The organism is Telluria sp. LT2P80, assembly GCF_059685955.1.
The window spans coordinates 317,469-330,063 of the sequence record NZ_JCASIO010000007.1; the positions used below are offsets into that span (position 1 = coordinate 317,469).

The 12,595-nt window shown below is 62.4% G+C and carries 10 protein-coding genes and 2 rRNA genes; 4 read left to right on the forward strand and 8 right to left on the reverse strand.

Annotated elements, in window-relative coordinates; genetic code table 11:
• Nucleotides 1–14: 14 nt before the first annotated feature.
• Entirely contained in the window at nt 15–458 is a 444-nt protein-coding gene (locus AC56LW_RS18855) for an acyl-CoA thioesterase (RefSeq protein WP_183555969.1), read from the forward strand.
• Between the two features lie 54 nt (nt 459–512).
• On the opposite strand, the gene AC56LW_RS18860 is transcribed toward AC56LW_RS18855, so the two are convergent.
• The 4 genes from AC56LW_RS18860 to AC56LW_RS18875 form a co-directional block, all read right to left on the reverse strand.
• Entirely contained in the window at nt 513–2,195 is a 1,683-nt protein-coding gene (locus AC56LW_RS18860) for a long-chain-fatty-acid--CoA ligase (protein ID WP_499636742.1), read from the reverse strand.
• Nucleotides 2,196–2,284: 89 nt separating this feature from the next.
• Nucleotides 2,285–3,973, reverse strand: a complete 1,689-nt coding sequence (locus AC56LW_RS18865; protein ID WP_499636744.1) for a long-chain-fatty-acid--CoA ligase — start codon at nt 3,971–3,973, stop codon at nt 2,285–2,287.
• A 173-nt stretch (nt 3,974–4,146) separates the two neighbouring features.
• Nucleotides 4,147–5,223, reverse strand: a complete 1,077-nt coding sequence (locus AC56LW_RS18870; protein ID WP_332533523.1) for an aminopeptidase — start codon at nt 5,221–5,223, stop codon at nt 4,147–4,149.
• A 25-nt stretch (nt 5,224–5,248) separates the two neighbouring features.
• A complete protein-coding gene (locus tag AC56LW_RS18875) occupies nt 5,249–7,351 on the reverse strand; it encodes a molybdopterin-containing oxidoreductase family protein (RefSeq protein WP_499636746.1) in 2,103 nt (700 codons plus the stop codon).
• Between the two features lie 245 nt (nt 7,352–7,596).
• Between AC56LW_RS18875 and AC56LW_RS18880 the strand changes: the two genes are divergently transcribed.
• Complete coding sequence (locus AC56LW_RS18880) at nt 7,597–8,790, forward strand: M20 aminoacylase family protein (protein ID WP_499636748.1); 1,194 nt, start codon at nt 7,597–7,599, stop codon at nt 8,788–8,790.
• Nucleotides 8,791–8,835: 45 nt separating this feature from the next.
• On the opposite strand, the gene AC56LW_RS18885 is transcribed toward AC56LW_RS18880, so the two are convergent.
• Nucleotides 8,836–9,537, reverse strand: a complete 702-nt coding sequence (locus AC56LW_RS18885) for a suppressor of fused domain protein (protein WP_332533526.1) — start codon at nt 9,535–9,537, stop codon at nt 8,836–8,838.
• Nucleotides 9,538–9,677: 140 nt separating this feature from the next.
• Between AC56LW_RS18885 and AC56LW_RS18890 the strand changes: the two genes are divergently transcribed.
• Together AC56LW_RS18890 and AC56LW_RS18895 are read left to right on the forward strand one after the other, a co-directional pair.
• Nucleotides 9,678–10,241 (forward strand): acyloxyacyl hydrolase, encoded by a 564-nt coding sequence (locus AC56LW_RS18890; protein ID WP_332533527.1) that lies wholly within the window; start codon nt 9,678–9,680, stop codon nt 10,239–10,241.
• A 120-nt stretch (nt 10,242–10,361) separates the two neighbouring features.
• Nucleotides 10,362–11,804: a DHA2 family efflux MFS transporter permease subunit gene (locus AC56LW_RS18895; RefSeq protein ID WP_499636750.1), complete on the forward strand. Its 1,443-nt coding sequence runs from the start codon at nt 10,362–10,364 to the stop codon at nt 11,802–11,804.
• On the opposite strand, the gene AC56LW_RS18900 is transcribed toward AC56LW_RS18895, so the two are convergent.
• The 3 genes from AC56LW_RS18900 to AC56LW_RS18910 form a co-directional block, all read right to left on the reverse strand.
• A complete protein-coding gene (locus tag AC56LW_RS18900) occupies nt 11,805–12,089 on the reverse strand; it encodes a hypothetical protein (protein WP_499636752.1) in 285 nt (94 codons plus the stop codon).
• Between the two features lie 174 nt (nt 12,090–12,263).
• A 5S ribosomal RNA gene (rrf, locus tag AC56LW_RS18905) occupies nt 12,264–12,376 on the reverse strand.
• Between the two features lie 124 nt (nt 12,377–12,500).
• A 23S ribosomal RNA gene (locus AC56LW_RS18910) occupies nt 12,501–12,595 on the reverse strand; the annotation flags it as partial.

The following is a 12,595-nucleotide window of genomic DNA, read 5'->3' on the forward strand; positions in this document are numbered from 1 at the left end:
ACCGAGAATTCACGATGACCACGCCCGAAAATACCGTTACCACGCCCAGTACCATTCGCCTCCCCGCCGGCAAGATGCCCGAACTGCGGGTCATGCCCGCACCGTCCGACGCCAATGTGTATGGCGATGTATTCGGCGGCTGGATCATGGCCCAGGTCGACCTGGCCGGTTCGCTGCCGGCCACGCGCCGCGCCAATGGCCGCGTGGCGACCATCGCCGTAAACTCGTTTTTGTTCAAGAATCCGGTGTTCGTCGGCGACCTGCTGTCGTTCTATGCCGATATCACCAAGGTGGGCAACACGTCGATCACGGTGTTCGTCGAGGTGTACGCCGAGCGCAACCGGCTGGCGGCCGAGGTGGTCAAGGTGACCGAGGCGACGCTGACCTACGTGGCCACCGGCCCGGATCGCAAGCCGCGCCAGTTGCCGCCGCTCGAATCGCTGATCGCAAACCGGTGATCCGGTCGTGAAAAAGGCCGCCATCATGGCGGCCTTCAGAACGTCACGCCGGCATCAGCCCGGCTTTTTTTCGTCGCGCAGTTCGCGCCGCAGGATCTTGCCGACGTTCGTCTTCGGCAGCGTCTCGCGGAACTCGACGAACTTCGGCCGCTTGTAACCGGTCAGCTGCTCCTTGCAGAACGCGGTGACCTGGTCGACGGTGAGGCTGGCATCCTTCTTGACCACGTACAGCTTGACCGCCTCGCCCGAATGCTGGTCAGGCACGCCCACGCACGCCACTTCGAGCACGCCCGGCATCGACGCGACCACGCCTTCGACCTCGTTCGGGTACACATTGAAGCCCGAAACCAGGATCATGTCCTTCTTGCGATCGACGATGCGCGTGTAGCCCTTGTCGTCCATGATGCCGATGTCACCGGTCTTGAAGAAGCCGTCGGGCGTCATAACCTTGGCCGTTTCGTCATCGCGCTGCCAGTAGCCGGCCATGACCTGCGGCCCGCGCACGGCGATTTCGCCGGGGGTGCCGAACGGGACGGCGTTGCCGGCATCGTCCAGGATGCGCAGTTCGGTCGATGGCAGCGGCAGGCCGATGGTGCCGGTGAACTCGCTGATATCGCAGCGGTTGGCGGTGACCACGGGCGACGTCTCGGACAAGCCGTAGCCTTCGACGATCGGGATGCCCGTCGTCTTGAGCCACTTGTCGGCCACCGCTTTTTGCACGGCCATGCCGCCGCCCGGGCACACCATCAGGCCCGAAAAATCGAGCTTGGCGAAATCGTCGTTGTTCAGCAGGCCGTTGTACAACGTGTTCACGGCCGGGAAGATGTTGATGCGGTAGCCACCCAGCTCCTTGATGAAGCCCTTGATGTCGCGCGGGTTCGGGATCAACAGGTTCATGCCGCCCACGCGCAGGCCGAGCAGCGCGCAGACCGTCAGCGCATAGATATGGTACAGCGGCAGCGCGCAGGCAAACTGCGCCTGCTGGCCCGCCAGCTGGCGCCCCAGGGTCGGCGCGAACCAGGCCTCGTTCTGCAGCACATTGGCGATCACATGGCGGTGCAGCAGCACCGCGCCTTTCGACACGCCCGTGGTGCCGCCCGTGTACTGCAGGAAGGCGATGTCGTCATGGCCGATCGCAATCTGCCCCAGCGTTTCGCGCGCGCCGTCGGCCAGCACCTTGTTGAAGGCGACCGCACCTGGCAGCGAATAGGCCGGCACCATCTTCTTGACCTTGCGCACCACCAGGTTGACCAGCGTGCCTTTCAGGCCGCCCAGCAGGTCGCCCATCGTGGCCAGGATGACGTGTTTGACCTGTGTCTGGCCGAGCACCTGTTCCAGCGTGTGGGCGAAGTTTTCCAGCACCACGATCGCCTCGGCGCCCGAGTCGGTCAGCTGGTGCTGCAGCTCGCGCGGGGTGTAGAGCGGGTTGACGTTGACGACGACATAGCCGGCGCGCAGCACGGCAGCCAGCGCCACCGGATACTGCAGCACGTTGGGCATCATCAGCGCCACGCGCGCGCCGGGTTTCAGGCCCTTCGCCTGCAGCCAGGCGGCCATGCGCTGCGACATCGTATCGAGTTCGGAAAACGTGATGGACTTGCCCATGCAGGCATAGGCCTTGCGGTCGGCGTACTTGCGAAACGCCTCCTCGAGCAAATGCGCCAGCGAGCGATATTGCGTCGCATCGATCTCTGCCGGTACACCGGTTTCGTACGACGTGAGCCAGAATTTGTCCATGTATTCCACTGCCTTCCTTGTTGGTTCCAATAAAACGCCGAAGCCGCCTCGCAGGCGGCTTCGGCTGGTTGCCCATCGTCCGCCGTGACTTACGCCACCGTGTCCGCCTGCTTTTCGTCCCGCAGCGCGCGGCGGAGAATCTTGCCGACGTTGGTCTTGGGAAGCTCATCGCGGAACTCGATGTACTTGGGGCGCTTGTAGCCGGTGAATTCCTGCTTGCAGTAGGCCAGCAAGTCGTCCGTCGTGAGGCCCGGGTCTTTTTTTACCACGAATACCTTGACCGCCTCGCCCGAATGGGCGTCCGGCACACCGACCACGGCGCACTCGAGCACCCCTGGATGGCCGGCGATCACGCCTTCGAGCTCGTTCGGGTAGACGTTGAAACCCGAGACCAGGATCATGTCCTTCTTGCGATCAACGATCCTGACGTAGCCGTTGGCGTCCATGATGCCGATGTCGCCCGAGCGGAAGAAGCCGTCGGCCGTCATGACCTTGGCGGTTTCGGCCGGCTGTTTCCAGTATCCCTGCATGACTTGCGGACCGCGGATCGCGATCTCGCCGCTCTCGCCCAGCGCCACCGGATTGCCGGCATCGTCGATGATGGCGATGTCGGTCGATGGCACCGGCAAGCCGATGGTGCCGGTGAAGTCCAGCACGTCGGCGCGGTTGCAGGTGGCCACCGGCGACGTCTCGGACAAGCCGTAGCCTTCGATGATGGCCACGCCGGTGATATCGCGCCATTTGTCGGCCACGGCCTTTTGCACCGCCATGCCGCCGCCATTGCAGATGCGCAGACCGGAGAAATCGAGGTGGGCGAAATCGGGGTTGTTCACCAGCGCGTTGTACAGCGTGTTCACGGCCGGCAGCATGTTGAAGCGGTACTTGGCCAGTTCTTTGACGAAGCCGGGGATGTCGCGCGGGTTCACGATCAGCACGTTCAGGGCGCCCATGCGCATGCCCCACATGGCGCACGCGGTCAGCGCAAAGATGTGATACAGCGGCAGCGCGCACACGATTGTCAAAGGCTCGCCGCCCGCCTCGCCCAGCGCCGGCGCCGACCACGCTTCGCTTTGCAGCACGTTGGCGATCACGTTGCGGTGCGTGAGCGTGGCGCCTTTTGAGGGCCCGGTGGTACCACCCGTGTACTGCAGAAAGGCGACGTCGCCGGCCTTGAGCGTGGCCGGCTTGAAGGTCATGCGGGCGCCCTGCGCCAGCGCGTCCTTGAAGGTCACCATGTTCGGCAGCGAGAACTCGGGCACCATCTTCTTGACGTGACGGACCACGAGGTTGACCACCATGCCCTTGACGCCGCCAAGCAGCTCGCCCATGTTCGCCACCACCACGTGGCGCAGCGGCGTCTTGCCCATCACCTTCTGCACGGTGTGGGCAAAGTTTTCCAGCACGATGATGGCTTCGGCGCCCGAGTCAGTGATCTGGTGTTCGAGTTCGCGCGCGGTGTAGAGGGGATTGACGTTGACGACGACGTAGCCGGCGCGCAGCACGGCGGCCAGCGCGATCGGGTACTGCAGCACATTGGGCATCATGATGGCCACGCGCGCGCCCGGCGTCAGGCCGCGGCTTTGCAGCCAGGCGGCGAGCTTTTGCGAACAGGCGTCAAGTTCGCGGTAGGTGAGGAACTTGTCCATGCAGACAAAGGCGTTGCGGTCTGCGAATTTGCTGAACGATTCTTCCAGCAATTGCACCAGCGAAGAGTACTGGTCCGGATTGATCTCTGCCGGCATGCCTGGTGGATACGACTGCAGCCAAATCTTGTCCATGGGTTGCCTCTGTCTCGGGATCTTTTTCAAGATCATGATCGTTCTTGTCGACGGCCGTGCTATGTTGCCGGCTCGCGTGCGCACGAAGCTTATGCCTTTGCTATCGCTGGTTGTGATGCTATCGGGCAGCGCCCTTGTGCGCAAGCGCTTTTACGCCGATTGGAACCGGTCCTCTACGGCAGAGCACTCATGGTGCGCTGCACCACCTGCAGGCCCGTTGAACCCGTCGCCGCCAACCCCGTCAACACACGGGTGCGCTCTTTCTTGTCGAGGGCGGCGAGGCGGTTGACGGCCTTGTAGAAACCCGTCCAGGTTTTCTCGCGGCGTAGCAGGGCGCGAAACGCTGGCACCAGATCATTGTAGGTCGCCACCGAAGCAAGATGGGCATTGGACAGCGGCTCGGCAAAGAAGCGGTCATAGCCGGCGTAACCGCCCCAGTTTGCCTTGAGCACCTGGTAGTCGTTCTGCAGCGCGATGAACAGGCGGCCCTTGGTGGCACGCTTGGTGGCGTCCGGTTCGATGCTCTTGTAGGTGCGCTCGAGCTCACCGCGATAGCGCAGCAGCAGCGCCAGGAAGTCGCGCTTGCGGGCTTTATAGCGGTCGTAGGCCGCGCTCATGGCCGGGTTGCCGAAGCGTTCGAGCCAGGCTTCCACGCCGGCCTGCTCCACGGCGCTGGCAAACGATTCATTGAATTGCGAGTCGCCCGCGACGTAGACGACCTGGTGCGCCAGCTCATGGAAGATCAGGCGCGCCAGTTCGGCGTCGGGGTAGTTGATGAAGGTCGACACCAGCGGGTCCCTGAACCAGCCGAGCGTCGAATAGGCGCTCACGCCGCCCACTTCCACGTCATGGCCTTCTGCGCGCAGTTGCCGGGCATAGGCCTGGGCGTCGGTCTTGCTGTAGTAGCCGCGGTAGTTCACGCAGCCGGCCACCGGAAAGCACCACTGGATCGGTTTGAGGGACAGTTCGGGTGTGGCCACCACGTTCCACAGCACGTAGGGACGTTTGAGACTGGCGTAATTGGTGTAGCTGCCGTTATCGGGCAGCTGCATTTCCTGGATGGCGAAGCGGCGGATCTGGCGCGCTGCCTCGAGCCGGTGCCGCAATTTGGCGCTGGTGCTGGTGTCGGCGATCCAGTCGTCGATCGGGCGCGCATCGGACAGCAGTTGCAGCTGGCCTTGCGCGGCCTGGGTGTAGTACGAGAGCGATGAGCAGCTTGTCAACATCAGGGCCGCAGCTGCCGCGGCCATGAGCGGCCGGAAGGCCTGTGAGAATCTAGAGGGCGTCATCTCGTGTCGGGGGCGCAGCTTTTTCAACCTGCACCAGGGTGTCGTAGAAAGTGGGCGCCCGGCCCATGTCGGTCAAACGCTGGCTGGTGACTTCGTTGGCGTTCTTGCCGTCGGTGGCCAGTTTTTTCCACCAGATCGACAAGCCCACCACCAGTCCGGCGCGCGCCTTGTCGGTCACGCGTGCACGGGCGAGGAACGAACCGCGGTCGTTATAAATGCGCGCCATGTCACCGTGCGCGATGCCGCGTGCGGCGGCATCGCGCGGGTGGATGTCGAGGTGCGGTTCGCCCTCAGTTGCGCGCAGGCTCTGTACATTGACAAACGTCGAGTTGAGGAAGTTCCGTGCCGGCGGAGAAATCATGGCCAGCGGATAGGTTTTTGCCAGCTCCGGGTTCGAGGCGACCGACTCGTACGGCGGGATGTACGTCGGCACCGGATCGAGGCCGTCGGCCAGCATGCTCTCGGAAAAGAACTCGCACTTGCCCGATGGCGTCGTGAAGCCGCCGTCGGCAAACGGCGCGTCCGGCATATTGAGCTTGCTCCAGCCGGTGCGCTTGAGCGACTCCCAGTCGAAGTGCACCGCGCGCGTATCCTCGCTGTTGAAGGCTTGCGCTGCGATGGCGTCATCGCTCTCGCGGAAGCAGGGATCGGTAAAGCCCATGCGCGCGGCAAGCAGGCGGAAGAATTCGGTATTCGGCTTGGATTCGCCCACCGGCTCGACGGCGGCGTTATTGGCCATCATGTACAGGTGGCCGTAGGCCAGGTGCGCATCGACGTGTTCGAGCTGGGTGGTGGCCGGCAGCAGGATGTCGGCGTAGTCGGCGCTGTCGGTATGGAAGTGCTCGAGCACCACGGTAAACAGGTCTTCGCGCTCGAAGCCCTGCTGCACCTTGCGCGAGTCGGGCGCGATCGCCAGCGGGTTGGCGTTGTAGACAATGACGGCCTCGATCTTCGGGCCGAAATCGGAAGCGCTCTCGCGCAGCAGGTCGTCGCCGATCGTGGTCATGTTGATTGTGCGCGGGGTGCGGCCCGCTAGCAGATCCGGGCGCTGCAGCGCCGGACGGTTGGTCGGGAACGATGCTGAGCTCGACAACTGGATGCCGCCTGCGGGCAGGCGCCACGCGCCCACCAGGGCCGGCAGGCAGGCGATATTGCGCACGGCCATGCCGCCGCCACGCACGCGCTGGATGCCGTAGTTGACGCGGATCGCAGCCGCCTCGCCGTTCTTTGCGGTCTGGCCATACAGGCGCGCCAGGTTGACCACTTCATCGACAGTGATGCCGCAGATCTCGGCCGTGCGTTCCGGCGGCCATTCGAGCGCGCGCGCCTTGAGCGGCTCGAAACCCAGTGTGTGCTTGTCGATGTAGGCGTGATCGAGCAGGTCTTCCTTGATCAGCACATGCATCATGCCCAGTGCCAGCGCGGCATCCGTTCCGGGCAGCAGCGCAATGTGTTGATGGCATTTTTCGGCAGTGAGCGAGCGATACGGATCGATGGCAATCAAGGTAGCGCCATTGCGCTTGGCTTCTTGCGCACGCATCCAGAAATGCAGGTTCGACGCGATCGGATTACCGCCCCAGATCAGGATCAATTTGGCGTTCTGGAACTGTTCGAGGTCGGTGCCGATCGAACTACCGATGGAATACCGGTAGCCTGTTGCGCCGGCCGTGGCGCAGATGGTGCGATCGAGCAGCGACGCGCCCAGTTGATTGAAAAAGCGCAGCGACATCGATTCGCCCTGCACCAGGCCCATCGTGCCGCAATAGCTGTACGGCAGGATCGCTTCGGGATCGCGCGCGGCAATGCCGGTCAGGCGCGTGGCGATCTCGTCCAGGGCGGCGTCCCACGTGATGCGCTCGAACTTGCCTTCGCCCTTGCGGCCGACGCGCCGCATCGGGTACAGCACGCGATCCGGGTGATAGGTGCGCTCGACGTAGCGCGCGACTTTGGTGCACAGCACGCCGGCCGTGGTGGGATGGTCCGGGTCGCCCTTGACCTCCGTGGCGACGCCGTTCTCGACTTTGATCAGCAGCGCGCAGGTATCGGGGCAATCATGGGGACAGGTCGCACGGACGGTGGTGGTGGTCATATTGTTATTTGGGCGTTGAATGCAGGCTGCACTGAAAAAACTGCGCTAAACCAATACTTTATACGATTCGGACGGGGTCCGTGACCTCCCCTGACAAGTCTGTTTAAGGCACGCTACAATAGTTAAAACCATGCCATGCAAGGGTGGCAAGACAACCGAGGGGCCTCCAGCAAACCCCTACGTGCAGCGCCTGACGCGCTGCAGCGCGCGGCAGCGCCACCGAGGTCCCCATCGCGGAGAACATCATGAAACTGGTTGAACCTATCCTGGCGTCACTCGCCGAAATCCAGGCAATCCGGCGCGACCTGCACGCGCATCCCGAATTGGGCTACGAAGAACACCGTACCGCGCAGATCGTGGCCGACCGGCTCGAAGCGTGGGGCATTCCCGTCGTGCGCGGCCTTGGCGTGACGGGCGTCGTCGGCATCATCAAGAACGGCACGTCCGACCGCGCTATCGGCCTGCGCGCCGACATGGACGCGCTGCCCATGCAGGAAATCAATGGCTTCGCCCACGCGTCGACCAATGCGGGCAAGATGCACGCCTGTGGCCACGACGGCCACACGGCGATGCTGCTCGGCGCCGCGCACTATCTGGCGCAGCACCGCAATTTCGATGGCACCGTGTATCTGATTTTCCAGCCGGCCGAAGAAGGCGGCGGCGGTGGGCAGCGCATGATCGAAGATGGTCTGTTCGAACGCTTCCCGATGGACGCCGTGTACGGCATGCACAACTGGCCAGGCATTGCCGAAGGCACGTTTGCCGTGGTCGACGGGCCGATGATGGCGTCGAGTAACGAGTTTCGCGTGACCGTGCGCGGCAAGGGCGCCCACGCGGCGCAGCCGCACCGCGGCATCGATCCGATCATGGTGGCGGTGCAGATCGCGCAGGCGTGGCAAACGATCATCTCACGTGAAAAGAATCCGCTGCTCACGGCGGTGTTGTCGATCACCCAGATCCACGCAGGCAGTGCCACCAACATCATTCCGGATGAAGCGCAGCTGGTGGGCACGGTGCGCACGTTCACGACCGACGTGCTCGACCTGATCGAGCGCCGCATGCAGGAAATGGCCGACGGGATTGCTGCGGGCTTTGGCGCGACGGTCGACTTTGGCTTCAAGCGCAAGTATCCGCCGCTGGTAAACCACACCGAGCAGACCGCGTTTGCGATCGAGGCAATGCGCGCGGTGGTGGGCCCGGACGCGGTCAACGCAAATGTCGAGCCGACCATGGGCGCCGAGGATTTCGCCTTCATGCTGCAGGCCAAACCAGGGTGCTATGTCTTCCTGGGCAATGGCGACGGCGACCATCGCGCTGGTGGCCACGGTCTTGGACCATGCCAGTTGCACAATGCCAGTTACGATTTCAACGACAATCTGCTGCCGATTGGCGCGAGTTATTGGGTACGCCTGGCGGAGATGAGTCTTTCAGTTGCCTGACAAGCTAGCGGGCCGGGCACCGTGCCCGGTCCTGCTTGAGGGCGCCTAGAACAGGCCGAGGAATTTTTTCTTGACCGTGTTCTTGCGCGCCGGGTCGACGACATCGGTCACGTCCTTGTCGTTGAACTTGTCGATCAGGGCGGCAAACCCCTGGTGCCGCGCCAGGTCCAGTTCTTCCTTGAACAGCGGCACGACACAGTGGAAGTAAATGTCCTTGCCTTCGACCGTCACCGAATGAAATGGTTCCGGCGCCGATACCGGCGGCAGCAGAATGGCGCCGCAGAAGCCCACGCCATCGACGTAGGGCTTGGGCGGGGCGCCGTTTGGCAGCGCATGGCCCAGGCCGATCCAGGTGCCCTGGTGGTGCGGATAGTGCGCCAGGTGGCGCATCAGGGCCACCGGCCAGTACCAGCGTTCTTCCTTGATCGACGCTTCATCGAGCTGCCAGTTTGCCGGCAAGGTCATCATGAGTTCAGCGAACGGCGGCGCGCCTTCTGGCGTTGTCATCGGACGCTTGCTCATTCCCGAGGTCACCAGGCGCACGTAGGGGAAGTCGGCGGTTGGTCCGATCACGTGGATGTCAACCTGGACGGCGCCGCCATCGGTCTCGTGGAAGAACATCGCGGGGGCGCCCAGGTGCGCGGCAATGTGCTCGCCGACCGGGTCATGCGGCAGCACGACGGATTCGGGTTGGCGCTGCATCGGCGCGGTCAACGGATACAGCGGGGTGATGGTTGGTTCGGCCATGGTGATTGATCGATATTGTTGCGGCGGGCGCCTATGATACCTGCGCCGCGCGCTTGCGTGGCTGCCAGCACGCTATTGTTCTCGCTAGTACAATACCGCATTATTCCAAAATGTCATCCCCCACCCTTTCCAGGTAGACCATGTTCACTCTCAAAAAAATCAGCATGCTGGCGCTGGCCAGCGCCGCGCTGTGCGCGCCTGCCGCGTTCGCCCAGTCCACCGTGGGCAACGGCTACATCGATTCCGTATCGTTCGAATACGGCACCAATCCGCAGCAGCGCATGGGCCGTGTCGCGATCCAGTCGGACTGGGACAAGCAATGGTTCGCAGGCAATGGCCGTCATCTGTCAGGTTACTTTGAAACGAACCTGGCCCTGTGGCGCCTGAACTCGTACGAGAACGTCCGCGGTCGCAACAAGAACATCGGCGTGCTGGGCTTCACCCCGGTGTTCCGCTACCAGAACGACAACAAGCTGGGCCTGTATGGCGAAATCGGCATCGGCCTGAACCTGCTGTCGACGCTGTACAAGAATGAAGACAAGGAACTGTCGACCGCGTTCCAGTTCGGCGACCATATCGGCGTGGGCTACACCACCGCCAAGTGGGACTTCGGCCTGAAATACCAGCACTACTCGAACGGCAGCATCAAGAGCCCGAACGCCGGCGCCAACTGGCTCGTCGCCAAGGCAGCCTACCGCTTCTGATGGGTTTTGTTACCCACGTGACACCCGCTTCGGCTGCGGGTACACGGCGCGGGTAAATAGCATTTCATGACACAATCGGGCCTTTCACGGCGCAGTCCGCGCGCTGTTGTCGAGGCCCGATTGACTCCTTCGCCCACCCTCAAACGCTACCTCCCCTGGCTCGTCGCCATCGCGCTGTTCATGGAACAGCTGGACGCGACCATCGTCAACACTGCCATTCCCAGCATCGCCGCCAGTCTTGGCGTCACGCCGCTCAGTCTCAAATCCGTTGTCACCAGCTATATCCTGGGCCTGGCTGTCGGTATTCCACTCAGTGGCTGGATGGCCGATCGCTTCGGTACGCGGCGCGTATTTTTTACGGCGATCGCGATCTTCACCTTTGCATCCGTGTTGTGCGGCTTGTCGGTCGATGCGCGGATGATGACGGGCGCGCGCCTGCTGCAGGGCTTGGGTGGCGCGATGATGATTCCGATCGGGCGCCTGGCAATCGTGCGCACGTTCCCCAAGAATGAGTTGCTGGGTGCGATGAACTTCGTGATCATTCCGGCGCTGATCGGGCCGTTGCTGGGCCCAACGATCGGCGGGCTAATCGTGCACTGGACGTCATGGCGCGTGATCTTCTTCGTCAATATTCCGGTGGGCCTGATCGCGCTGTACTTTGTGTGGCGGCATATGCCGGATTACCGTTCGGAGCAGCGGCGCCCGCTCGACGTGGCCGGTCTGTTGCTGTTCAGTAGCGGCACGGCCTTGTTGTCGTGGGTGCTGGAAGTGTTTGGCGAGCACACGCTCGACGGCATCACGGCCGGTCTGCTGTTTTTGCTGGCACTGGGTTTGCTCGGCGCCTACGCCTGGCATGCATGCCGCACGAAGTTTCCACTGCTGCGCCTGACGCTGCTCAAGGTGCGTACCTTCCGCATTGCCGTGCTGGGCGGCTTCGTAACCCGTCTTGGCGTCGGCGGTCTGCCGTTTCTGCTGCCGCTACTGTACCAGCTGGGCCTGGGGATGCCGGCGTGGCAGTCGGGGCTCATGATGATGCCATCGGCGCTGGCGGCAATGGGAATGAAGCTGTTCGCGCCGCGCCTGCTGGCGCGCTTCGGTTATCGCCAAGTGCTGCTGGCCAACACGATCATGATTGGCGTAACGATCGCCATGTTCACGCTGGTCGATGCCGGCTCGCCATTGATCATGATCGTGTGCATCAGCCTGATGCTGGGGTTCTTCAACTCACTGCAGTTTTCGAGCATGAACACGCTGGCCTACGCCGACATCGAACCGGCGGACTCAAGCATGGCGAGCACGATCTCGAGTTCGCTGCAGCAACTGTCGATGAGCTTTGGCCTGGCGGCAGGATCGATCGTCACTGCCTGGTTCCTTGGTGACGTGTCCCAGACCAATGGGGGTCAGGTGACGCAAGCAATACACCACGGGTTCATGGCGCTGGCGATACTGACGCTGTTCTCTTCCCTGGTGTTCTGGCGCCTGCGCCGCGATGATGGCGACAGCATCAGCCAGAGCCGCGGCGTGGCCAAGACGGTCGAACCGGTAACGGTGACGGGGCAGTAGTTACGCCGGCCCCGTGAGTGGCGCGAGGACCTTTTCGCGGTTGTTCAAGATGAAACTCACGAAGGTCGGCTCTTTGACGGCCAGACGTACCAGACCCGGCAGCAATGGATAGCAGAACGTGGCGATCCTGCGCACGCATTCATCATCGCGCAGAGCAGCTCGCGCCGCCTGACCCGTTCTGCCGTGCAGCATTGGCGCAAGCGTGGAGCGTTGCTTGTCTACAATGGCGGCAATGGGCGTCATGAGTCCGGCATTCAGCGCGGCCTGGTCGATGGGATCTGACATGGTGATTCTCCAGTGGTAGTCGATGGAGAATGTTGGCGTAGAGCCGTCTAGTCGATGCTGATGTTGGGCAACAGAATCATCAAGTCCCGGCTTGTCTGAAGGGCAGCGACCTGTCGACCGTCCAAAGCGAAAAGCCCCACTCAGATCACTGAGTGGGGCTTTTCTATATAACTAGCCTGACGATAACCTACTTTCACACTGGTTGCAGCACTATCATCGGCGCAAAGTCGTTTCACGGTCCTGTTCGGGATGGGAAGGGGTGGGACCGACTTGCTATGGTCATCAGGCATAACTTGTACGAGCCTCGTTGCAATGCAACGCTGCTCTGAATCTGGAAGAAGTAGTTTTATTTGGGGTCGTATTTGTATCAACAACAGCTGAACTCTTGCAACCCTGGACTACCAAGGTTATAGGGACAAGCCGTACGGGCAATTAGTACTGGTTAGCTTAATGCATTACTGCACTTCCACACCCAGCCTATCAACGTCCTGGTCTCGAACGACCCT